The 22,161-nt window shown below is 61.4% G+C and carries 23 protein-coding genes; 10 read left to right on the top strand and 13 right to left on the bottom strand.

Annotated elements, in window-relative coordinates; genetic code table 11:
* Nucleotides 1–80 precede the first annotated feature (80 nt).
* Complete coding sequence (gene leuC / locus HYE77_RS23715) at nt 81–1,502, top strand: 3-isopropylmalate dehydratase large subunit (RefSeq protein WP_177069478.1); 1,422 nt, start codon at nt 81–83, stop codon at nt 1,500–1,502.
* Complete coding sequence (gene leuD / locus HYE77_RS23710) at nt 1,499–2,113, top strand: 3-isopropylmalate dehydratase small subunit (protein WP_003208984.1); 615 nt, start codon at nt 1,499–1,501, stop codon at nt 2,111–2,113. Before leuC ends, leuD begins: the two co-directional genes overlap by 4 nt.
* A gap of 353 nt (nt 2,114–2,466) precedes the next feature.
* Here leuD and HYE77_RS23705 read toward each other — a convergent pair whose 3' ends face one another.
* The 4 genes from HYE77_RS23705 to HYE77_RS23690 all read right to left on the bottom strand — a co-directional run bounded on the left by HYE77_RS23705 (nt 2,467) and on the right by HYE77_RS23690 (nt 6,551).
* The gene (locus HYE77_RS23705; RefSeq protein ID WP_177047776.1) at nt 2,467–3,381 is read right to left on the bottom strand and encodes a LysR substrate-binding domain-containing protein; all 915 of its coding nucleotides are present in this window, start codon (nt 3,379–3,381) and stop codon (nt 2,467–2,469) included.
* Between the two features lie 191 nt (nt 3,382–3,572).
* Nucleotides 3,573–4,877: a C4-dicarboxylate transporter DctA gene (dctA, locus tag HYE77_RS23700; protein WP_003207293.1), complete on the bottom strand. Its 1,305-nt coding sequence runs from the start codon at nt 4,875–4,877 to the stop codon at nt 3,573–3,575.
* Nucleotides 4,878–4,975: 98 nt separating this feature from the next.
* The gene (locus tag HYE77_RS23695; protein WP_177069477.1) at nt 4,976–5,851 is read right to left on the bottom strand and encodes an alpha/beta fold hydrolase; all 876 of its coding nucleotides are present in this window, start codon (nt 5,849–5,851) and stop codon (nt 4,976–4,978) included.
* 238 nt (nt 5,852–6,089) lie between these two features.
* Complete coding sequence (locus HYE77_RS23690; RefSeq protein WP_003210114.1) at nt 6,090–6,551, bottom strand: VOC family protein; 462 nt, start codon at nt 6,549–6,551, stop codon at nt 6,090–6,092.
* A 235-nt stretch (nt 6,552–6,786) separates the two neighbouring features.
* Between HYE77_RS23690 and HYE77_RS23685 the strand changes: the two genes are divergently transcribed.
* Genes HYE77_RS23685 through HYE77_RS23675 form a run of 3 tightly spaced genes read left to right on the top strand, consistent with a single transcriptional unit; the run spans nt 6,787 to nt 9,479 of the window.
* Nucleotides 6,787–8,010 carry an SfnB family sulfur acquisition oxidoreductase gene (locus HYE77_RS23685; RefSeq protein WP_087695269.1) on the top strand — a complete coding sequence of 408 codons (1,224 nt, stop codon included), beginning with the start codon at nt 6,787–6,789 and terminating at the stop codon, nt 8,008–8,010.
* 3 nt (nt 8,011–8,013) lie between these two features.
* Nucleotides 8,014–8,679 (top strand): methionine ABC transporter permease, encoded by a 666-nt coding sequence (locus HYE77_RS23680; protein WP_008430846.1) that lies wholly within the window; start codon nt 8,014–8,016, stop codon nt 8,677–8,679.
* A gap of 29 nt (nt 8,680–8,708) precedes the next feature.
* Nucleotides 8,709–9,479 carry a MetQ/NlpA family ABC transporter substrate-binding protein gene (locus HYE77_RS23675; protein ID WP_102369600.1) on the top strand — a complete coding sequence of 257 codons (771 nt, stop codon included), beginning with the start codon at nt 8,709–8,711 and terminating at the stop codon, nt 9,477–9,479.
* Between the two features lie 146 nt (nt 9,480–9,625).
* On the opposite strand, the gene soxR is transcribed toward HYE77_RS23675, so the two are convergent.
* Nucleotides 9,626–10,069, bottom strand: a complete 444-nt coding sequence (gene soxR, locus HYE77_RS23670) for a redox-sensitive transcriptional activator SoxR (protein ID WP_008430848.1) — start codon at nt 10,067–10,069, stop codon at nt 9,626–9,628.
* A gap of 84 nt (nt 10,070–10,153) precedes the next feature.
* Between soxR and HYE77_RS23665 the strand changes: the two genes are divergently transcribed.
* A complete protein-coding gene (locus HYE77_RS23665) occupies nt 10,154–10,522 on the top strand; it encodes an antibiotic biosynthesis monooxygenase (protein ID WP_371321566.1) in 369 nt (122 codons plus the stop codon).
* Here HYE77_RS23665 and HYE77_RS23660 read toward each other — a convergent pair.
* The 4 genes from HYE77_RS23660 to msuE are packed head-to-tail and all read right to left on the bottom strand — an operon-like array spanning nt 10,514 to nt 14,582.
* Nucleotides 10,514–11,617, bottom strand: coding sequence for a sigma-54-dependent Fis family transcriptional regulator (locus HYE77_RS23660; RefSeq protein ID WP_003210127.1), 1,104 nt, complete (start codon nt 11,615–11,617; stop codon nt 10,514–10,516). The genes HYE77_RS23665 and HYE77_RS23660 overlap by 9 nt on opposite strands.
* Before the next feature lie 11 nt (nt 11,618–11,628).
* The gene (locus HYE77_RS23655; protein WP_003210129.1) at nt 11,629–12,816 is read right to left on the bottom strand and encodes an acyl-CoA dehydrogenase family protein; all 1,188 of its coding nucleotides are present in this window, start codon (nt 12,814–12,816) and stop codon (nt 11,629–11,631) included.
* A 47-nt stretch (nt 12,817–12,863) separates the two neighbouring features.
* Nucleotides 12,864–14,009 (bottom strand): FMNH2-dependent alkanesulfonate monooxygenase, encoded by a 1,146-nt coding sequence (ssuD, locus tag HYE77_RS23650; protein ID WP_177069475.1) that lies wholly within the window; start codon nt 14,007–14,009, stop codon nt 12,864–12,866.
* Nucleotides 14,010–14,018: 9 nt separating this feature from the next.
* Nucleotides 14,019–14,582, bottom strand: coding sequence for an FMN reductase (gene msuE / locus HYE77_RS23645; RefSeq protein ID WP_003210131.1), 564 nt, complete (start codon nt 14,580–14,582; stop codon nt 14,019–14,021).
* A 397-nt stretch (nt 14,583–14,979) separates the two neighbouring features.
* Here msuE and HYE77_RS23640 point away from each other — a divergent pair, with 397 nt between their 5' ends.
* The 3 genes from HYE77_RS23640 to HYE77_RS23630 all read left to right on the top strand — a co-directional run bounded on the left by HYE77_RS23640 (nt 14,980) and on the right by HYE77_RS23630 (nt 18,483).
* On the top strand, nt 14,980–15,249 hold the full coding sequence (locus HYE77_RS23640; protein WP_003210133.1) for a hypothetical protein: 270 nt from the start codon (nt 14,980–14,982) through the stop codon (nt 15,247–15,249).
* Between the two features lie 228 nt (nt 15,250–15,477).
* Nucleotides 15,478–16,638 (top strand): cysteine desulfurase family protein, encoded by a 1,161-nt coding sequence (locus HYE77_RS23635; protein ID WP_087695274.1) that lies wholly within the window; start codon nt 15,478–15,480, stop codon nt 16,636–16,638.
* A 36-nt stretch (nt 16,639–16,674) separates the two neighbouring features.
* The gene (locus HYE77_RS23630) at nt 16,675–18,483 is read left to right on the top strand and encodes an aminopeptidase P family protein (protein ID WP_177069474.1); all 1,809 of its coding nucleotides are present in this window, start codon (nt 16,675–16,677) and stop codon (nt 18,481–18,483) included.
* Here HYE77_RS23630 and HYE77_RS23625 read toward each other — a convergent pair.
* Nucleotides 18,480–19,070 (bottom strand): 2-hydroxychromene-2-carboxylate isomerase, encoded by a 591-nt coding sequence (locus HYE77_RS23625; protein WP_177028803.1) that lies wholly within the window; start codon nt 19,068–19,070, stop codon nt 18,480–18,482. The two genes, HYE77_RS23630 and HYE77_RS23625, sit on opposite strands and share 4 nt — an antisense overlap.
* 35 nt (nt 19,071–19,105) lie before the next feature.
* Nucleotides 19,106–19,837 carry an SDR family oxidoreductase gene (locus HYE77_RS23620; RefSeq protein WP_003210139.1) on the bottom strand — a complete coding sequence of 244 codons (732 nt, stop codon included), beginning with the start codon at nt 19,835–19,837 and terminating at the stop codon, nt 19,106–19,108.
* Between the two features lie 89 nt (nt 19,838–19,926).
* Here HYE77_RS23620 and HYE77_RS23615 point away from each other — a divergent pair, with 89 nt between their 5' ends.
* Entirely contained in the window at nt 19,927–20,487 is a 561-nt protein-coding gene (locus HYE77_RS23615) for a TetR/AcrR family transcriptional regulator (protein ID WP_008430866.1), read from the top strand.
* Between the two features lie 12 nt (nt 20,488–20,499).
* Here the strand turns inward: HYE77_RS23615 and HYE77_RS23610 are convergent, their stop codons facing one another.
* Both HYE77_RS23610 and rhtA read right to left on the bottom strand, forming a co-directional pair.
* Nucleotides 20,500–20,781 carry a hypothetical protein gene (locus tag HYE77_RS23610; RefSeq protein ID WP_003210144.1) on the bottom strand — a complete coding sequence of 94 codons (282 nt, stop codon included), beginning with the start codon at nt 20,779–20,781 and terminating at the stop codon, nt 20,500–20,502.
* A gap of 167 nt (nt 20,782–20,948) precedes the next feature.
* Nucleotides 20,949–21,836 carry a threonine/homoserine exporter RhtA gene (rhtA, locus tag HYE77_RS23605; RefSeq protein ID WP_003210146.1) on the bottom strand — a complete coding sequence of 296 codons (888 nt, stop codon included), beginning with the start codon at nt 21,834–21,836 and terminating at the stop codon, nt 20,949–20,951.
* Nucleotides 21,837–22,161: the final 325 nt, after the last annotated feature.

Genomic DNA, 22,161 nt, shown 5'->3' with positions numbered 1-22,161 from the left:
TTCCGAGCCATCACCAAGGCGGGATTGATGGGGCGGGGGCGCTGCCTATGATGGGGTCATACCGTTGAGCGAGCCCCATAATGACTTCTGCCAGAACCCTCTACGACAAACACATCGATTCCCACACGGTGTGCCGCCTGGATGACCAGGGCCATGTGCTGCTGTACATCGACCGCCAGGTGATCAATGAATACACCAGCCCGCAAGCTTTCAGCGGCTTGCGCGAGGCGGGCCGTGGTGTGTGGCGGCCCGGTACGGCGTTTGCGGTGGTCGACCATGTGAACCCCACCACGCCCAAGCGCATCGCGACCATGCCGGATGCGGGCGGCGCGCGCCAGGTGTCGTACCTGGCGGAAAACTGCCGGGATTTCGGGATCGAGCTGTTGGATATCCTCGACAAGCGCCAGGGCATCGAACACGTGATCGCCCCGGAGCAGGGTTTTATCCTGCCGGGCATGGTGATCGCCGCCGGCGACAGCCACACCACCACCTACGGGGCCTTGGGCGCGTTCGGCTTTGGCATTGGCACTTCGGAAATCGAGCATTTGCTGGCCTCGCAAACCCTGGTCTACAAGCGTCTGAAAAGCCTGCGTGTGACCGTGGACGGCGAACTGGCCCGTGGGCTGACCTCCAAGGACGTGATCATGGCGCTGATCGGCAAGATCGGTGCCTCGGGTGCCACCGGCTACGCCATTGAGTTTTGTGGGTCGACCATCGATGCCCTGAGCGTCGAGGCGCGCATGACCATCTGCAACATGGCGGTGGAAGCCGGTGCACGTGGAGCCTTCATGGCGCCGGACGAAAAGGTCTTCGCCTACCTCAAGGGCAAGCCACGCGCGCCGAAGGGCGAGTTGTGGGAACGCGCCCTGGTGGGCTGGCGCCAACTGCACTCGGATGCCGACGCGGTGTTCGACCTCGAAGTGCAGCTGGATGCCAGCGCCCTTGAACCGATGGTCACCTGGGGCACCAGCCCCGACCAGGCCGCGCCCATCGGTGCCCGCGTGCCGGACCCGCAAGACATCAGCGACCTGATCCTGCGCCAGGACATGCGCCGTGCCTTGAACTACATGGGCCTGGAAGCGGGCATGCCGTTGAGCGACATTGTGATCAGCCACGCGTTTATCGGCTCCTGCACCAACGCCCGCATCGAAGACCTGCGCGACGCCGCCAGCGTGGTGCGCGGCAAGCACGTGGCCGACCATGTGCGGGCGATGATCGTTCCGGGCTCCACCGAAGTGCGTGACCAGGCCGAAGCCGAAGGCCTTGCCGCGATCTTTATCGACGCCGGGTTTGAATGGCGCCAGTCGGGCTGCTCGATGTGCCTGGCGATGAACGACGACGTGCTGGAGCCGGGCGACCGCTGCGCCTCCAGCACCAACCGCAATTTCGAAGGCCGCCAGGGCGCGGGTGCCCGCACGCACCTGATGAGCCCGGCCATGGTCGCCGCTGCGGCCATCACTGGCCGGCTGACGGATATTCGCCACTTTGGAGACCGCACATGAGCTTGCAACCCTTCACTCGGATCACCGGCAAGGCGGCGCCGATGCTGGCGGCCAATATCGACACCGACGTGATCATGCCCAAGCAGTTTCTCAAGGGCATCGACCGCAACGGGCTGGATCGCGGGTTGTTCTTTGATTTGCGCTTTTTGCCCTCGGGTGAGCCTGACCCGCAATTTGTGCTGAACCAGCCGGCCTGGCAGGGCGCGAGCTTTATGGTAGTGGGGCCGAACTTCGGCTGTGGGTCCAGCCGGGAGCATGCGGTGTGGGGCCTGAAGCAGATGGGCATTCGCGCGTTGATCGGCAGCAGCTTTGCGGGGATTTTCTATGACAACTGCCAGCGTAACGGGGTGTTGTTGATCACGCTGGAGGAGGCGGTGTTGCAGCGGTTGGGGCAGATGGTGAGTCAGCCTGAGCAGGCGCAGATCAGTGTGGACCTGGAGGCGCAGGAGATCCTTTTGGCGGACGGGCAGGTGATTGCGTTCCAGATCGATACGTTGCGCAAGACTGCGTTGTTGTTGGGGTTGGATGCTATTGGCACGACGTTGCAGCGCAGTGAGCAGATCAAGGCGTTTGAGCGTGAGCATTTGGCGGCCAATCCCTGGCTCGGGTGATGGGGCTGTAGTTGCAGGTTGGCTGCTCCGCACTGCCTGCGTTCGGCCTCGGGCTGAATGGGGCAGTCAGATCAAAATCAAGAGCCCAGCGGCCTCCCGGCCGGCTTNNACAGATCTGCTTTTCTGTGGGCGCGGGCTTGCTCGCGAAAAACCTGAGAGCGCCGCGTTCATCCAGAATGCCAGCATCATCGTTAACGATCTTCGCGAGCAAGCCCGCTCCCATATTTGGACCGTGCCCGCTTTTGATTTGGCTTTTTCCTCTACAACACTCAAGCCGGCCGGTAGGCCGCTGTAAGAGCAGAACCGTCAGCGGCCGTTACCGCAGCAACGGATATGTACTCAAACCCGGCACGCTAAATCGACAACCCCTTGAAGTGCTCCTGCAAAAACTCCACACACGCCCGCAACTTCCCGGAGTAGGCCAGCCGCGTCGGGTACACCGCCCACACGTTGGCGCTCTGGGTGTAGTCGTGCAGCACCTGCACCAGTTTCCCTTGCTCCAGCAGCGGCTTCACATCCCACATCGAACGCAGCAACACGCCGCGCCCGTCCAGGGCCCATTGCAAGACGATCTCGCCGTTATTCGACGACAACGGCCCGCGCACGCGCACGCTTTCCTGCACGCCATCGCGCTCCAGGTGCCAGATGCCAAACGCGTTGTCGCGCTCCTTGAGCACCAGGCAGTCGTGCTGTTCCAGGTCGCTCAAGTGCTGCGGCACACCACGGCGTTCGAGGTAGGCGGGCGCCGCACACAGCACCCGCCGGTTACTCACCAGCCGGCGACCGATGTGTTGCCCGGGGATGTCGTCGCCCACGCGAATCTCCAGGTCGAAACCCTCGCTGACGATATCCACCACCCGGTCGAACAGGTCCAGGCGAATCTCCAGGTCCGGGTATTGTTCGGCCAATAGCGACAAGGCCGGTGCCACATGGTTACGACCGAAACCGAAGCTGCTGCACAAATGCAGGTGGCCGCGCGGGCTGTCGTGGGCGTCGGAAAGCTCGTCGGACAACTGCTGGAAGTCTTCGAGAATCCGCACGGCCCAGCGCTGCACGCGCTCACCGTCTTCGGTCAGGGCGATACGGCGGCTGGTGCGGTGCAGCAGGCGGGTGGCGAGGGTGGTTTCGAGAATCTGGATACGCTTGCTGACGTAGGCCGGGGACAAACCCAGCTCGTCGGCAGCCGCAGCAAAGCCGGCCTTGCGGATCACGGTCAGGAATACCCGCAGGTCTTCAGGTAGGGGCACGGTATCTTTCTTGTTGTTCATCAGAAACAGGCATGGCGGCATGAACCGCCAGAATAGCACCGGTATGGCGAAGGAGTTTCTGTGGTGAGGGCGCTTGCTGTGGCAAGGGAGCTTGCTCCCGCTGGAGTGCGTAGCGCTCCCAAAGATCTTGGGGCCGCTGCGCAGCCCAGCGGGAGCAAGCTCCCTCGCCACAGGGGATTGGTGTTTAAGGGTTACTCGGCGGCGATCTTCGCCTGGGCGGCGGCCCGTGCATGGCGGCCGTGCTTGAGGGCGATGGGCGCCATTTTCTCGCGATCCAGTTCACCTTCCCACGCCGCCACCACCAGCGCCGCCACGGCATTGCCGATGATGTTGGTCAGTGAGCGGCATTCAGCCATGAACCGGTCCACACCCAGGATCAGCACCATCGCCGCCACCGGCACCGTCGGCACCACCGCGAGGCTGGCGGCCAGCGCGACAAAACCTGCGCCCACCACCGCACCGGCGCCTTTTGAGGTAAGCATCGCCACCGCCAGCAGGGTCAGTTGTTGCTCCAGCGTCAGGTCGATATTGGTCGCCTGGGCCAGGAACAGCACCGCCAGGGTCATATAGATGTTGGTGCCGTCCAGGTTGAAGGTGTAGCCGGTGGGCACCACGATCCCCACCACGCCTTTGGACGCGCCAAGGCTTTCAAGTTTCTGGATCAGTTGCGGCAGGGCCGATTCGGAGGAGCTGGTGCCCAGCACGATCAACAGTTCAGCCTTGATGTACGTCAGCAGCTTGAAGATGCTGAACCCCACATACCGGGCGATGCTGCCCAGCACCACGGCGACGAAGAAAAACGCGGTGACATAGAACGTGCCCACCAGTTTCAACAGCGGCAGCAGCGAGCCCAGGCCGTATTTGCCGATGGTGAAGGCGATGGCCCCGAAGGCCCCGATCGGCGCGACGCGGCTGATCATCCCGACGATGCGGAAGAACACTTCGCTGGCCTGGTTGATCACGCCGACCAGGGGCCGGCCCTTCTCGCCGATCATCACCAGCCCGAGGCCAAACAGCACCGACACAAACAGTACCGGGAGGATTTCGCCTTTGGAGAAGGCGTCGAAGAAGGTAGTGGGGATCACATGCATCAGGAACCCGGTGACGCCTTCGCCGTGTTCGGCCTGGCCGACAAAGCCGGCGATGGCGGAGGTATCGAGGGTCTTCACGTCGATATTGAAACCCACGCCGGGGTGCAGCAGGTGCGCGGCGAGGATGCCGATTACCAGGGCGATGCTGGAGACGATCTCAAAGTACAGCAGCGCCTTGCCGCCGACGCGGCCCACCTGCTTCACGTCGTGCATGCTGGTGATGCCGGAGACCACGGTGCAGAAGATGATCGGGCCGATGATCATCTTGATCAGCTTGATAAACCCGTCGCCCAACGGCTTGAGGTCGATGCCCACCTGAGGCCAGTGGTTGCCGATCAACACGCCCAGCACAATGGCGATGATCACCTGCACATACAGGGTTCCCAGCAGTTTTCTGATTGTCATTTTTATTATCTCGAGACGTTTTTTGGGCAAGCAGATCCCGTCGCAGGCTGTTTCAAGCCTGCGGGGCGGGATCGGTCAGGTCAGCGGTTCATAAAGGCTCAGCGAAGGAAGGTCAGGGCTTCGCCGAGCAGCACTTCAGGGATTTCTTCTGCGATGTAGTGGCCGGCCGGCAGGGCCTTGCCACGTACGTCGGTCGCGACTTTCTGCCATTCCTTGAGGGGTTCGAAGCAGCGCCCGACGGTGCCTTCGGCGCCCCACATCACCAGCAGCGGCAACTCCAGGTGGTTGCCCTTGTCGATATCGGCGCGGTCGTGCTCAAGGTCGATGCCGGCGGCGGCGCGATAGTCCTCGCAGATCCCGGTGGCGGTGCCCGGCAGTTTCAGGCAACGCAGGTATTCGGCGAAGGCTTCATCGGTGAACGGCTTGAGCCCGGCACTGCGGCTGCCCATGACGCTGCGCAGGTAGAGTTCCGGGTTGCCTTCAATCAGGCTCTCGGGCAACGGCGCCGGGCGGATCAGGAAGAACCAGTGCCAGTAGGCGCGGGCAAAGGCTTCGTCGGTCTGGGCGTACATGGACAGGGTTGGTGCGATGTCCAGCAGCACCATGCGCTGCACGGCCTTGGGGTGGTCCAGGGCCAGGCGATGGGCGACGCGGGCGCCACGGTCGTGGGCCAGCACCGAGAACTCGTCGAAGCCCAGGGCTTTCATCAGCTCGACGCCGTCGCGGGCCATTTCACGTTTTGAATAATTGGTGTGATGGTCAATGGCGGCGGGCTTGCTGCTGTCGCCATAACCGCGCAGGTCGGCGGCGACCACGGTGAAGTGTTCGGCCAGTTGCTCGGCGACCTTGTGCCAGATGACGTGGGTCTGCGGGTGCCCGTGCAGCAGGAGCAGGCCGGGACCCGCGCCGCCTTTGCGGTAGCTGATGTCCACACCGTTGACGTGGCGCTGGTCTTTTTGGAATCCGGCGAACATGGAATGACTCCTTGTGATGATTGCTTGCATCCTGAAATCACACGGCGCCCGGGGCAAGGGGGAAAGCGTGGAGGGGTTGTTCATGAAGTGTGTTGAAGCCCGATCTTTCAGGCAGTGCAGTTCAACGGTGGGAGCTGGCTTGCCTGCGATGCAGGCAACTCGATGTATCAGTCGCACCGAGGTGATGCCATCCCAGGCAAGCCAGTTCCTACCGTTGGGTTGTGTCGCCCAGGCGACTTCATCCTTGCTTGAACAACGCCTCGGCCCGCTGGCGAACTTGCGCCTCGGTCAAGTCCTCCTTGCGAGTGGCCAGGAACCACACATGCCCGAAGGGGTCTTTCAGCGTCCCGGAACGGTCACCGTAAAACTGATCCTTGGGTTCTGAAATCGCCGTGCCGCCGGCCTTGATGGCCTGGGCGAACTGTTGGTCGACATCTTGCACATAGAGATGCAGGCACACGCTGGGGTGTTCTTTTCCCGGACTGCCGAACGACATTTCGCCACAGGGCGAGGCCATCATGATCGCCGAATCGCCAATGCGCAGTTCGGCATGGCCGATCTTGCCGTCGGGCATGTCCAGGCGCATGACTTCGGTGGCACCAAAGGCTCGTTTGTAGAACTCGATGGCTTCAGCGGCTTTGTCGATGCCCAGGTACGGCGTGATGCTGTGGTAGCCCTCGGGAATGGGTTTAACGCTCATATCGTTCTCCTTGATGGTGGTAGTGGAGGGACGGCTTTTTCACTATAGGCCACGTGCGCCGTGGCTTGCGGGCAGCCGACGAGGTGTTGCCCAGGCAACAGCAAACCGGCAGTTTGCTGCGCCAAGGGCGGTCTGCCGCGCGTATATCGGGAGCAAACCCTTGTGTTTGAAGGCCAGGCGCCTCAGGCACAGAAGCTGCAATGCCTCTGGCAAACCATTCGCCCGAGAGCGTTGTATGTCTGTACTGCCTGTATCTGCCGATTACCCGATTCACACGCCCCACGCCGAGTTGATCCGCGACGAGGCCCACGCACTGGCCGTTGCCCGCCGAGTCGCTGCCGTGTTGCTGGAGCAGGACGCCGAGCGCGATCGCACCCGCCAGGTGCCCGCGGAGGTCGTCGACCTGTATTCCAACAGCGGCCTATGGGGCATCAGCGTGCCCCGCGAGTTTGGTGGTGCCCAGGTGTCCTACGCGGTGTTGGCCCAGGTGATTGCGATTATCTCGGCGGCCGACCCTTCGCTGGGGCAAATCCCGCAGAACCATTACTGCCTGCTGGAAGATATCCGCCTGCAAGGCACGCCCGAGCAGCAGGCGTACTTTTTTGGCCTGGCGCTGGAAGGGCATCGGTTTGCCAATGCGCTGTCGGAAACCGGCGGCAAGAACGTCCAGGACATCCAGGCGACCATTCGCCGGCAAGGCGATGGCTATGTGATCAACGGTCGCAAGGGTTATTGCACCGGTTCGCTGTATGCCCACTGGCTGGCGGTGCTGGCGCTGGATGAACAGCAGAATGCGCAATTGGCGTTCGTGCCGCGCGGCACCGCAGGCCTGGTGGTGGTCGACGACTGGGACAGCATGGGCCAACGCACCACCTCCAGCGGCACGGTGCTGGCCGAAGGCTTGAAGGTGCCGGCGTTCAATCTGTTTCCTACCCATCGCTCCTACGATTCGCCGACCCTGGCCGGGCCTTTCGCCCAATTGACCACCGCCGCCATCGACGCCGGCATCGCCCGTGCCGCGTTGCGTGACACGGTGCAGTTCGTCCGGCAATTCGCCCGTCCATGGATCGATGCCGGGGTGGAAAACGCCAGTGAAGACCCGCTGACTATCATCCAGGTCGGCGCGCTGGATATTCGCCTGGAAGCGGCGGAAGCCTTGCTGGAGCGGGCCGGAAAGGCCCTGGACGCCGCGCGCCCGGCACCCGATGAAGACAACGTTGCCCACGCCTCCCTGGCTGTCGCGCGAGCCAAGGTACTGACCACTGAAATCGCCATTGAAGCCAGCAACAAGCTCTTCGAACTCGGCGGCACCCGCTCCACCCTGAAGAAGCACAACTTCGACCGTCACTGGCGCAATGCACGGGTGCATACCCTGCATGACCCGGTGCGCTGGAAGTATCACGTGGTGGGCAACTGGCTGCTCAACGGCGCCAAGCCACCGCGTCACGATTGGTCTTGACCCATGGCCGAGCTGTTTAAAAACATCTATTGGGCCGACATCGGCCAAGCCTGCCTGGAAACCCTGAGCATGCTCAGCGCGGCCCTGGGTTTTACCGTGCTGCTGGGGTTGCCGCTGGGGGTGCTGTTGTTCCTCACCGGCAAGCGCCAGTTGCACGAAACCCTGGTGGTGTATCGGGCGCTGTCGGTGGTGGTCAACGTGCTGCGCTCGCTGCCGTTCATCATCCTGCTGATTGTGCTGATCCCGGTGACCACCTTGCTGGTGGGCACCTCCCTGGGCGTGGCCGGCACCATTCCGCCGTTGGTGGTGGGCTGTACGCCGTTCTTCGCGCGGCTGGTGGAAACCGCCTTGCGCGAAGTCGACCGTGGCGTGGTGGAGGCCACCCAATCCATGGGCGCCAGCACCTGGCAGGTGATCCGCCACACGTTGTTGCCGGAAGCCCGGGGCGGGCTGCTGGCAGCGGTCACTGTCACCGCGATTGTGCTGGTGGACTACACCGCCATGGCCGGGGTGATCGGTGGCGGTGGCCTGGGCGACCTGGCTATCCGCTACGGCTATCAGCGTTTCCAGACCGACGTGATGGTGGTCACCGTGTTGCTGCTGTTGGTGCTGGTGCAGGCCCTGCAGATGACCGGTGACCGTTTGGTGGCGCATTACAGCCGCCGTTGATTCCTATAACTAATGCCTTCGGAGCAACCATGAAAAAATCCCTGGCCATCTTGGCCGCTGTCTTGTCCTTCAATGCCGTTGCCAACGAGACGCTGGTCGTCGGCGCCACGCCCGTGCCTCACGCCGAGATCCTCGAGTTCGTAAAGCCGGTGCTGGCCAAGGAAGGTGTGGACCTGCAAATCAAGGTCTTCACCGATTTCATCCAGCCCAACCAGCAACTGGCGCTGAAGAACATCGACGCCAACTACTACCAGTACCGGCCATTCCTGGATGACTACAACAAGACCCGGAATACCAACCTGGTGCCGGTGGTCGGTGTGCACATCGAGCCTTTCGGCGCGTACTCGACCAAGATCAAAAATATCTCGGAGTTGAAAGACGGCGCGACAGTGTCGATCCCCAACGACCCGGTCAACACTGGCCGCGCCTTGGTGCTGCTGGACGAAGCCGGCCTGATCAAGCTCAAGGACCCGAGCAACACCCTGGCCACGCCGCGGGATATCGTTGAAAACCCCAAGCACCTGAAAATTCGTGAACTGGAAGGTGCGTTGCTGGCCCGCTCGGTGAGCCAGGTGGACCTGGCGTTCGTGTTTGCCAACTACGCCCTGGAAGCGGGGATCGACACCAACAGCGCGTTGATCGTCGAGAAGGGCAAGAGCCTGTACGTGGAGTACCTGGTCGCGCGCCCGGACAACATCAATGACCCTGGCATCCAGAAACTGGCCAAGGCGTTGAACTCCGATGAAGTGCGCCAGTTCATCCTGACCCGCTATAAAGGCCAGATTGCCCCGGGATTCTAAGTCTGACGGCGATCAAAATGTGGGAGCGGGCTTGTGTGGGAGCGGGCTTGCTCGCGAGGGCGGTGGATCAGCCACTGCATCTGGCGACTGACACCCCGCTTTCGCGAGCAAGCCCGCTCCCACATTGATCGAGTTTTACCCCGCCATTATGTGGACGGCTCCAAGAGTTGTGCCCCAGGCCCGCGCTCACCCAGTACGTCGTCGTGATTGCGCAGCGGGCACGCCTCCAGCGACAGGCACCCGCAGCCAATACAGCCGTTGAGTTTGTCCCGCAGCAACATCAGTTTTTCGATGCGCTGGTCCAGGTCCTCACGCCATAGCGCAGACAGGCGCTCCCAATCGGCAGCGTTGGGCGTGCGGCCATCGGGCAAGGTTTGCAGCGCGTCATGGATCGTCGCCAGGGGAATGCCCAAACGCTGGGCAATCTTGATCACCACCACCCGGCGCAACACATCCCGCGGATAGCGCCGCTGGTTGCCAGCGTTGCGGTGGCTCTTGATCAATCCCTTGGTTTCATAAAAGTGCAGCGCGGTAACCGCCACGCCACTGCGGGCTGCCAATTGGCCGACGGTGAGTTCTTTGGTGACCATGAAAAAGCCCTTGACCTTGACTTAACTAGAGGTTTTACCCTGCGTGGCATCGAATCGCAAGATTGTGCCTACAGTGAGAGGGGAATGTTCATGCGGGTATTAGAGAAGAGTCTGAGTTTTACCCAGATGGTCGAATTCCACATCGAGCCTCAGCAGCAATCGGCTTTGGTGGCGGCCCTGTCATCCCAGAGCGAGCGCCTGGCCCAGGGCCATGGCGGCTTCATCAATGCCAGCGTGCAGGTCAGTGATGATGGACGCCGGGTGCTCAGCTACCTGCAATGGCGCTCCCGCGAGGAGGGGGAAGCGGCCTTCAAGTGTTTTGAGCACGGTGAGGAAGATTTCTGGACGCTGATACGCGCCCACCAGGCCACGGCGGTGACCTTCGGTTCGTTCCAGGTGCTGCGCAGCATCGAGCGCAGCCATGACAACGCTCTGCACTGCCGCTTAAATTGACAGGTGCAGCATGCGCTCGCCCTGTACGTTTTCGCCGGGGCGTCGCTTGTTCACCGCCAGCTCGCCGATCTTGATCAAACGGGTACGGGTCACGTTGCGGCTCAGGCCCAGCAGGTTGGCGGTGTGCACCTGGTTGTAATGGCTGAAGCGGTAGGCGGCGCGCAGCAGCGCATCCTCGACCTTTTCATGCAGGGCCCCGGCCTGTTCCTCGAAGAGCTTTTGAAAGGCGCGTTCCAGCAGGGCTTCGGCGCTGTTGTCGGTGCCGTGCTGGCTGTCGTCCTGACGCTCGATGCGCATGTTCGACAGGCGCAGGTCGTCGCGCTCGATCACCCCGTTGCGGCAGATCAGCAGGGTGTGGTGGATCACGTTTTCCAGCTCGCGGATGTTGCCCGGCCAGCTGTAGCTTTTGAGCTTTTGCTCGGCCTCGCGGCTGATGGTGATCGGGCCGTAACCCAGGCGCTGGCTGTAGGCTTCGATGAAATGCCGGGTCAGTGGCAGGATGTCACCGGGCCGATCCCGCAGGGGGCTGAGTTCGAGGCTGACCACGTCTAGGCGGTAGTACAGGTCTTCGCGGAAATGCCCGGCATTGATGGCTTTCTCCAACTGAACGTTGGTGGCCGCCAATACCCGCACGTCGATGGGAATGCTTTTGCGTGAGCCCAGGCGCACCACTTCGCGTTCCTGCAGTACCCGTAGCAGCTTGACCTGGATCGCCATCGGCAAGTCGCCGATTTCATCGAGGAACAAGGTGCCGCCGTCCGCCTCTTCGAACCAGCCGGCCTTGGCACTGAGGGCGCCGGTGAAGGCGCCTTTTTCATGGCCGAACAGCTCGGCTTCCACCAGGGATTCGGAAAACGCGCCGCAGTTCACGGCCACGAAGGGCCGGTTGCGCCGGGCGCTGAGGTTGTGGATATGGCGCGCCACCAGCTCTTTACCGGTGCCGGTTTCGCCGATGATCAACACGCTGGCTTCGCTGGGCGCGACTTGCTGGATGTGCGCCAGCAGCGCCTGGGATTTGGGGTCTTCGAAGACCTGGGCCGTGGCGCGGATCGAGGTCGCAAGAGCGGGCGAGGGCGGTAAGGTTAAAAGCTGCATGGGCACCTCTTCTAGGAGTAGAACGTGGGAATCGGCAGGGACTGGTTCAACGCCCAGTCCCCCAGTTCGTGGAGCTTGTAGTCCACCGGGTCGTGCAAGGTTTGCGTGCGCAGGTTGCGCCAGTGCCGGTCCAGGCGCAGCGAGGCGTGGGTGGAGCGCGCGCCGGTGACTTCGAACAGGCGGCTGCACAGCTCCAGGCCGTTGCGGGTGGCAGCGACCTTGGCCGTGGCGATGGCGATGGCCAGCTCGCCGCGCTCGCTTTCACTGAGGCTCGGGCCCTTGGCCCAGGCCTGGTCCAGCAGTTCGGCGGCGCGTTCCACCAGCAGGCGCACGCCTTCCAGCGCGACCCAGAATTCGCCGTAGTGGTTGAGCACGTACGGGTCCTGGCGAATGTCCTGCACCGTGGATTTATGCCAGGGCCGGGTTTCGGTCAGGGTGTAATTCCGGGCTTCGGCAAACGCGCCTTCGGCGATGCCGAGGAACATATGGGTGAAGGTCAGTTGAGCGATCAGCGGGCGCAGGCAGGCGAAGGGCGTACTCAGCGGGCCGGGATCGAGGAGCAATTCCGACTCTTCCACGCGTACCCGTTCGAAGCTGGCGCTGCCGCTGTCAGTCTGACGCTGGCCGATGTTGTTCCAGTCATTGTGCAGGGTGATGCCACTGCGCCCGCTGGGGATGGCCGCAATCAGCAGCTTGCCGCCGGCGCTTTCATCCACCGCCGAGGCGATCAGCATTTCCGAGTCGCTGGCACCGGAGCAAAAGCTCTTCTTGCCGGAGAATTCGCGCCAGCCGTTGTAGGCCTTGACCACTGTGCGCGTGTCCAAGGGGTTGAGGGCGTTGCCCCAGAACCAGTTCTTGCGCGCGGTTTGTTCGAACCAGGGTTGCCATTGCTCCGGGCGCGAGAACAGGCGAACGGTGGCGAGCATCAGGTGATGAAAACCGAAGACGTGGGCGATAGAGCTGTCGACCTTGGCGAATTCGCGCACGATCTCCAGGGTTTCGCTCCAGCGGGCGCCGAGGCCGCCGTATTGGGTGGGAATGCTCAGGGCCAGCAAGCCGCTTTGGCGCAGGGCGTCACGTTCGGTCTTCGGTGTGCCGCCGCGCTCGTCGCGTTCGACGGCAGTGAGGGCAAATTCGGCGGCCAGCAGTTTGGCGGTCTGCAAGGGTGAGGGCAGGACGCTGTTGGGTTTGGCTGTCACGCGGTATTCCTCATGGTGTGCCGGGGCGTGCCCCGGCAGACGGCAGGTCAGGCCTTGGCTTTTGCCGGCAGGACGTCGTTGGCAATCATTTCGCCGAACGGCCCGGTGAGGTTGGTGACGCCGCGCCCGGCCAGGCTGGCGTAGGGTTCCGGCAGCAGCGGGAACACCAGTTCGGCAAAGCGATACGCCTCTTCCAGGTGCGGGTAGCCGGAGAAGATGAAGCTTTCGATGCCCAGCTCTGCGTATTCCTTGATGCGCTCGGCGACTTGCTGAGGGTTGCCCACCAGGGCCGTGCCCGCGCCGCCACGTACCAGGCCGACGCCGGCCCACAGGTTGGGGGCGATCTCAAGGTTGTCGCGGCGCCCGTCGTGCAGGGCGGCCATGCGCCGCTGGCCTTCGGAGTCAAAGCGCGAGAAGGATTTTTGCGCGGCGGCGATGGTTTCGTCGCTGATGTGCTCGATCAGTTTGGCCGCGGCTTTCCAGGCGTCTTCTTCGGTTTCACGCACGATCACATGCAGGCGAATCCCGAATTTGACGGTGCGCCCGTGGCGGGCGGCGCGCTCACGCACGTCGGCGAGTTTCTCGGCGACGGCAGCCGGTGGTTCGCCCCAGGTCAGGTACACGTCGACTTGTTCGGCGGCGAGGTCGTGGGCAGCGTCCGAGGAACCGCCGAAGTACAGCGGTGGATATGGCTTCTGCACCGGTGGGTAAAGTGCCTTGGCGTTCTGCACGCGCAGGTGTTTGCCTTCGAAATCCACCGATTCGCCTTGCAGCACGCGGCGCCAGATCTTGAGGAATTCGTCGGTCACTTCGTAGCGTTCGCTGTGATCGAGGAAGCTGCCGTCGCCGCGGTTTTCGTCGGGGTCGCCGCCGGTCACCACGTTGATCAACAGGCGGCCATTGGACAGCCGGTCGAGGGTGGCGGCCATGCGGGCCGAGACGGTTGGCGAGATGATCCCCGGACGAATCGCCACCAGGTAACGCAGGCGTTCGGTCAACGGCACCAGCGCCGAGGCAATCACCCAGGAGTCTTCGCAGGAGCGGCCGGTGGGAATCAGCACGCCGTGGTAGCCGAGGTTGTCGGCGGCCTGGGCGACTTGTTTCAAATAGTTGACGGTGACCGGGCGAGCGCCCTGGGTGGTGCCCAGGTAGTGGCCGTCACCGTGTGTAGGCAGAAACCAGAAAACATCCATGACAAATCCTTAAGCGATTTTCAGCAGAGAGGTGGGATGCGCGGCAAACAACGGCGCGGCGCGTTCTGCAGCAAGGCGAATGCGGGCCTTCAAGGGCTCACTGGTTATGTGGTAATCGGTGAAATCGGCCTCGGTGGCGTACACGCCAATGGGCAAGGTCAGGGCCTGGAAGAAACTGAACAGCGGGCGCAACTGGTGATCGAGTACCAGGGCGTGGCGTTCGCTGCCGCCGGTGGCCGCCAGCAACACCGGGGTGTTGATCAGGGCGTTGAGGTCGACCAGGTCGAACAGGTGCTTGAGCAGGCCGGGGTAGGAGCCGCGATACACCGGCGCGGCAACGATCAGCAAGTCGGCCTGTTCGATGGCCTGCAGTTGCGCTTCGACGTCGGCGGGCAATTCCTGGCGGGACAGTGCGCCGCCCAGCGGCCGGGCAATGTCGCCCAGTTCGATCAGGGTGGCCTGGATCGGCAATTGATCGGCCAGTTCGGCCAGCACCGCCTGGGTCAACACCAGGGTGCGGGACGGACGCCAGGTTCCGCCGGAGAGGGCAACGACATTCAGTGGACGGGTCATCAACAGTTCCTTTTTCAACAGTGGCTCAGGGCAAGAGCAGTAGCAGGGCTTGAGCAAGAGCTGTACCAAGCTGTGCAGCCCTTGACTGGCGTGGCCTCTGTGCCAGGTGTTGGAAAATGGTGGTGTTGTCTGCCTGGTGTTTTGTTGAATGACTGTTGCCTGGGCAACAGTTGCCAGGCGAACAGTGGCGTGAGTGTTGAGGCCATTTATAGAGGGTTGTGTTTATTCCGTAAATGAACGTATTTCCATATTTATAGATCTACATGGAATATAAGGCGCGACTATCAGAAGTGTCGCAAAGGTTGATAGCGACTATCACGGCTGATGATTTTTCACCGTGCAGGGGCGGGAGTAGCCTGTACTCATTGACTTCAGCCCGTTTCGCAGGACCTTCGCCATGAACCGTTTTCTCGCCATTTCCGTATTGCTTGTCACCTCAGTCCTTGCCGGTTGTGCGACACATTCGTCGCCCGAACTGCGTGGCTACTCGGCCGAGGAGAGCAAGGAACTGGCGCTTGAAGCCCTGAGCCGTCGAGGCCTGTCATTTGATGAATACCAACAGAAGAAAGCCGAACTGACCGGCCGGCCACAGAACACCTTCGGTTTCGACCGTCAGGGCGAGATGAATGCCGAGCGCAGCATGACGCTGCACGGTCGCCCCAGTTGAGTCAGTGGCGAGGTCTGAAAAGCCCGAGGTTTCCCACAGGAACCTCGGGCTTTTTGTTTGCCATCCGTTTCCCGGAGCCTGTTAAGCTGAATTTCAGGAGCGTTCCTACGCACTTTTAAATAAAGTGGTCTTTCTTTAACGGCACGGGATCAGGTAAACCATCTTCCTTCCTGATTGCGGCCCCTGAGACGTTGTTCTCGGGAACCTGCTCTGCGAGTCTTTAACGTCATGAATAAACGTCCGCTGTATTTCGACTACGCCGCCACCACGCCGGTGGATGAGCGGGTCATCCAGGTGATGGTTGAGTGTCTGGGCTTCAATGCCAACTTCGGCAACCCTGCGTCCAGTTCCCACGCGTTCGGCCAACAGGCCCGGCAAACGGTTGAGCAGGCACGGGGCCAGGTGGCTGAGTTGGTCGGCGCCGAGCCGGCACAGATTGTCTGGACCTCCGGTGCCACCGAGTCCAACAACCTCGCCATCAAGGGCGTTGCCCAGGCGCGCGGCGTGGCCGGCGGGCACATCATCACCAGCCAGATTGAACACAAGGCCACGCTCGACACCGCTCGCCAGTTGCAGGAAGCCGGGGTTGCCGTGACGTACCTGGTGCCGGACGCCGAGGGTTTGATCAGTGTCGAGGCGGTGAGCGAAGCATTGCGTGAGGACACCTTCCTGGTGTCGCTGATGCTGGTGAACAACGAGCTGGGCACTCTTAACGATATCCGGGCGATTGGCGCACGCGTGCGCGAGCATGGCGCGCTGTTTCACGTGGATGCGGCGCAGGGCGCAGGCAAGGTCGAGATTGACCTGGCCGAATGGCCAGTGGACCTCATGTCATTTTCCGCACACAAACTCTATGGTCCCAAGGGTATCGGCGCGTTGTACGTCGGCCCACGTGCGCAGCAGAAAGTGCTGGCGCAGATTCACGGCGGTGGCCATGAAGGTGGTTTGCGTTCGGGCACCCTGGCAACTCACCAGATTGCCGGCATGGGTACCGCGTTTGCCCTGGCGGCAGCGTCCTTTGCTGAAGAAAAGGCGACCATCGTTGCCTTGCGCGAGCGCCTGCTGGAACAGCTGAATACAATTGCCGGGGTGCGCCTTAATGGCAGCCTTACCCAACGCATTCCCCACACCCTGAGCCTGACGTTCAGCGAAGGCGAGTTCAATTCCGCCGCCTTGAGCGCGGGCATTGCCTTCTCGGCCACTTCGGCCTGCAATTCGGCGAGCAATGCACCGTCCCATGTGCTTCTGGCGCTGGGCCATGATGCCCGTAGCGCAGGTCGCACCATTCGCTTGAGCCTCGGGCGGTTTACCACCGAGCAGGATATCGATCAGGCGGTACAGCTGATCAAGGCCGCACTGGCCAGCGCACCGGCTTTCTGGGCCGTTTGACCCCATAACAATTATTAGTGGTTAGCAGGAGACACGATGAGCACACAGCCTTTGACCCATGGAACGGTTCCCCAGCGCCTGGCGCACACCCGCGAACTGATGAGCCGCGAGGGCATTCATGCCCTGTTGGTGCCGTCGGCGGACCCGCACTTGTCCGAATACCTGCCGGGTTACTGGCAGGGCCGTCAGTGGTTGTCGGGTTTCCATGGGTCGGTGGGCACGCTGATTGTTACTGCGGATTTTGCCGGTGTATGGGCAGACAGCCGCTATTGGGAACAGGCGACCAAGGAGCTCAAGGGCAGTGGCATCGAGTTGGTCAAGCTGCAACCCGGCCAGCCCGGGCCGCTGGAATGGCTCGCGGAGCAAACGCCGGAAGGCGGCGTGGTGGCCGTTGATGGTGCGGTCATGGCCGTGGCCTCGGCGCGCACCCTGGGCAGCAAGCTGGAGGCACGTGGTGCACGCTTGCGCACGGATATCGACTTGTTGAATGAAGTCTGGCAAGACCGTCCAACCTTGCCGAACCAACCGATCTATCAACATCTGCCACCCCAGGCCACCGTCAGCCGTGGCGAGAAGCTCGCAGCCCTGCGTGCCAGCTTGACGGAAAAGGGGGCCGACTGGCATTTCATCGCGACCCTGGATGACATTGCCTGGCTGTTTAACCTGCGGGGTGGCGACGTTTCGTTCAACCCGGTGTTTGTCTCGTTTGCCTTGATCGGCCAGCAGCAGGCGACGCTGTTTGTGGCCCTGAGCAAAGTCGACGCCGAGCTTCGCGCGGTGCTGGAACAGGATGGCGTGACCCTGCGCGATTACAGCGAAGTCGCAGCGGCGTTGAAGGACATTCCTTCGGGCGCGAGTGTGCAGGTCGACCCGGCCCGGGTGACCGCCGGCTTGCTGGAAAACCTGGGCAGTGGCGTCACGCTGATCGAGGGGCTTAACCCGACCACCTTGGCCAAATCGCGCAAGAGCCTGGCGGACGCCGAGCACATTCGCCAGGCCATGGAGCAGGATGGCGCGGCCCTGTGTGAATTCTTCGCCTGGCTCGACAGCGCGTTGGGCCGTGAGCGCATCACCGAACTGACCATTGATGAGCACCTGACGGCAGCGCGTACCCGTCGTCCGGGTTATGTGTCGCTGAGCTTCAATACGATTGCCGCATTCAACGCCAATGGCGCGATGCCGCACTATCACGCGACCGAAGAAGAACACGCGCTGATCGAAGGCGATGGCTTGCTGCTGATCGACTCCGGTGGCCAGTACCTGGGTGGCACGACCGATATCACGCGGATGATGCCTATCGGGACGCCAAGCGAAGAGCAGAAGCGCGACTGCACGCGGGTGCTCAAAGGTGTGATTGCCTTGTCCCGCGCGCATTTCCCCAAGGGCATTCTTTCGCCGCTGCTGGATTCCATCGCCCGTGCGCCGATCTGGGCCGAGGGTGTGGACTACGGCCACGGTACCGGTCATGGCGTCGGCTATTTCCTCAATGTGCATGAAGGCCCGCAGGTGATCGCCTATCAAGCCGTCGCCGCACCGCAAACCGCGATGCAGGCCGGCATGATTACGTCCATCGAGCCCGGCACTTACCGTCCGGGGCGTTGGGGTGTGCGCATCGAGAACCTGGTGTTGAACCGTGAAGCGGGCAAGACCGAGTTTGGCGAGTTCCTCAAGTTCGAGACACTCACCCTGTGCCCGATCGACACCCGTTGCCTGGAGCCGTTATTGCTGACGGTGGAGGAGCGCCAGTGGTTCAACGATTACCACGCACACGTCCGTGAGCGCCTGAGCCCGCTGCTCAGCGGTGCAGCGCTGGAGTGGTTGCAGGTGCGCACGGCTGCGATCTAGCCCAGCGCTTCGCGCACAAAGTCCAGGCGATCCTGGCCAAAGAACAACTGGTCGCCGACGAACATACTGGGGGCACCGAATACGCCACGCTGAATCGCGTGTTCGGTGTTGTCCTTGAGGGTTGTCTTGACTTCGTCATCGTTGGTCAGCGCCAGGACTGCTTCAGGATCAAAGCCGTGTTCGGTCAGCACTGCGGCTACCACAGACAGGTCTCCCATGTGTCGGCCTTCGACCCACAGTGCGTGGAACAGGCAGTCGATGAAGTCGAGAAAGCGTTCGGGCTGGCGCATTTGGACGCCGGTGACCGCACGCATCAGCATTAATGTGTTGATGGGAAAGTGCGAATTGAACTTGAGCGGAACGTGGTAGCGCTGGGCGTAGCGTGCCAGGTCCTGGAACATGTAGCGACCTTTGGCGGGAACGGTGGCCGGTGATGCATTGCCGGTGGCCTTGAACACCCCGCCCAGCAGCATTGGCTTGTAAATCAGCTGGGTGCCGGTTGCAGCGCACAGGCCTGGAAGTTGGGTGTAGGCCAGATAGGTGGCAGGGCTGCCGAGGTCGAAGAAAAATTCTACTGTTTTACTCATGCTGGATACTCGCAGTTTATTGTTATGGGGCGCGCTTACCAGGGTTCATTCCAGGGGCGCAGGTCCAGCTCGAAGGTCCAGGCGTCCCGGGGCTGGCTGTGCAGGTACCAATAGTTATCGGCGATGTGGTCCGGATTGAGAATGCCGTCCTGATCCTTGAGGGCGTATTTTTGCGGGAAGTTGTCGCGGATGAAGTCGGTGTCGATGGCGCCATCCACGACGACGTGGGCGACGTGGATATTCCGTGGGCCCAGTTCGCGAGCCATGCTTTGCGCCAGTGCACGGATCCCGTGTTTGGCTCCAGCGAACGCGGCAAAGCCGGCGGCTCCACGCAACCCTGCCGTGGCACCGGTAAACAGGATGGTGCCGCGGTTACGGGTGACCATGCGCTTGGCCACTTCCCGCGCGTTGAGGAAGCCTGAGAAACAGGCCATCTCCCAAATCTTGAAGTACTTGCGGGCGGTTTCTTCCAGGATGCTGCACGGCACATTGGCGCCGATGTTGAACACGAAGGCTTCGATGGGGCCCAGCTCGGTTTCAATCCGCTCGATCAGCGCGATAACGTCTTCTTCCTTGCGGGCATCGCAGGCAAAGCCATGCGCCTCGCCACCTGCTGCGTGGATGCTATCCACCAAGGGTTGCAGTTTATCGGCGCTGCGCCGGGTGACGCAGGCGACGTAACCCTCACGGGCGAAACGCTTGGCGATGGCACCACCTGTGGCATCGCCGGCACCCACTACCAGTACGATTTTCTTGTTGTTCGTCATGGGAGATCCTTTAGTAAACGATCGTTTGCCAAACGAACGTTATGCTACGATTCAGCAGGCGTCAAGCTGACAGCACAGTGGAGGAAGCGATGCGATATTCGGCTAGTCACAAGCAGCAAACCAGGGAAAAGCTTCTGAACAGCAGTGCGGCACTGGCGAAGAAAGAGGGTTTTGCCAGTGTCGGGGTGGATGGCTTGATGAAGGCCATTGGCTTGAGTGGCGGTGCGTTTTATAGCCACTTCGCTTCGAAGGATGAATTGTTCAGTTCGATTGTCGAGCGTGAATTGAGCCACAGCCTTGAGCGATTGAATGGCGACGGGGTGCAAAGCCGTGAGCGGCTGGATCGCTGTTTGAAGTTCTACCTGAGCATGGCCCATGTGGAGCAATCCGAAGCCGGATGTGCGTTGCCGAGCCTGGGGGCGGAGATTGCGCGATCTGATGTGGCCGTTCGTCAACAGGCGCAGGACTGGATTTGCCGATTGCAGGTGGGGTGGGCAGCAACACTGGGCAGCGAGGCCCTGGCGTGGTCGATTCTGTCGCAATGCATCGGCGCCCTGGTGGTGGCGCGGATGATGGTCGACCCGCAGGTGCAGGCACAGGTCCTGTCATCGAACTACGAGGTGCTCAGCCAGCAGCTGTCGAGGCTGTGAGGTCATCGACAGTTACTTGCAGATGACAATCATGCTTCGGCTTGTGTAGCCGGCGGGGTTAAGACCGAACGGGTAGTCGCCTGGGTCTTCGGCGTTGTCCCCCGACTTGGCGATGACTTTATAGCCTTTGGCGCCACACGAATTAGCTGCACTGGCGTAGCACTGGTCCCAGGAAGAGGACAGGCCTGAGCAGTTGATATGCAGGCCCTTCTTTCCCCGTTTTACTTCGGTCTTGGTGGTCGCGGCACAACCTGCGATTGCCACAATCATGAACAGCATCAAAATTCGCTTCATTACTATCCTTAATAGCCGCCTCGCTTAAGTGCACGAAGCTGGCTTTGCTCGCTCTCGAGTGTAGCGTTCATGATGTCCTTATCGAAAATCTCCATGAATGACACTGGGTTACGACCTAAACATGGCCTAATTGAGCGGCAAATGCCATAGCTACGTCAAATCCTGAATCAATCGGCTGGAACGAGTGGTTTTGATTCGTTACGCATGGTCAGGGTTGCACCCACCGAGGCCAGGATAATGCAGGTGATGGCCAGCCATTGCGCCAGGGACAAGTGCTCTTGAAGGAAAAACAGCCCGGACAGGGCGCCGAACGCGGGTTCGATACTCATCAGGGTTCCGAACGTGCGGGCTGGCAGGCGAGTCAGGGCGACCATCTCCAGGGTGTAGGGCAGGGCGGTGGATAAAACCGCGACACCAATGGCGATTGGGATCAGCGAGGGTGTGAGGAGTGCGGCGCCCGCGTGGACGATACCTATCGGTGCAACAAACAACGCTGCAATCATTACGCCGAGGGCCGCAGTCTGAACGCCATTGTCGGCGCCGGCCTTTTGGCCAAACAGAATGTAGAGTGCCCAGCACGCACCTGCGCCGAGTGCATAGGCGGCGCCTGTGAGGTCAATGCCGCTGCTGGCTTCGCCCACTGGGATCAATAGCAGAAGTCCGACAATCGCCAAGGCTATCCAGAGAAAGTCTACGGCGCGTCGCGAAGCGTAGATGGCGACTGCCAGTGGGCCGGTGAATTCGAGGGCTACTGCAATTCCCAGCGGAACGGTGCGCAGCGACATATAGAAGAGGAAGTTCATTCCCCCCAGCGCCATCCCGTAGACGATCACCGTCTGCAACGACTTGGCTGTCAGCTTGGCGCGCCATGGGCGTAAAAGGAGCAGCATGATCACACTGGCGAAAATCAGGCGCAGGGTGGTGGTGCCCTGGGCGCCCACGATGGGGAACATGCTTTTGGCGAGTGAGGCGCCTGATTGAATAGAGGCCATGGCAATGAGTAGCAGGCCGACCGGAAACAGTGTCGAAGCCAGGCTACGCGGGGAAGTGGTCATTGAGGGTATTCGTCCGAGGTCGTATTGAAAGAAACCGATTGGCTATGATGCTTAACTGTTGAGCGTTGGGCAATATATTGCTCAATTAGTTAACGGTTCCTTCCTATATAGACGAATTCCGTGATTGTCGGGATGGATTGATAGAAAAGCTGAATTAAGGGTTGACGGCAGATTCTGGAAGTCTATAATTCGCCCCACTTCCGGCGCAGTCGAAACGGAAAACTCCTTGGTAAACAAAGAGTTATGTAGGTTTCGACAGCGGGTTGCTTCAGATTATCGAAGCCCAGAAGGAGTTAGTAAGGCAGTGTTGTTTGGCTCTATTAAC

The sequence above is a fragment of the Pseudomonas sp. IPO3774 genome (genome assembly GCF_013386835.1).
In the GTDB taxonomy this organism is placed as follows: domain Bacteria; phylum Pseudomonadota; class Gammaproteobacteria; order Pseudomonadales; family Pseudomonadaceae; genus Aquipseudomonas.
The sequence above is the reverse complement of the archived record's forward strand: the minus strand, read 5'-3'. Positions and strand labels throughout refer to the sequence as shown.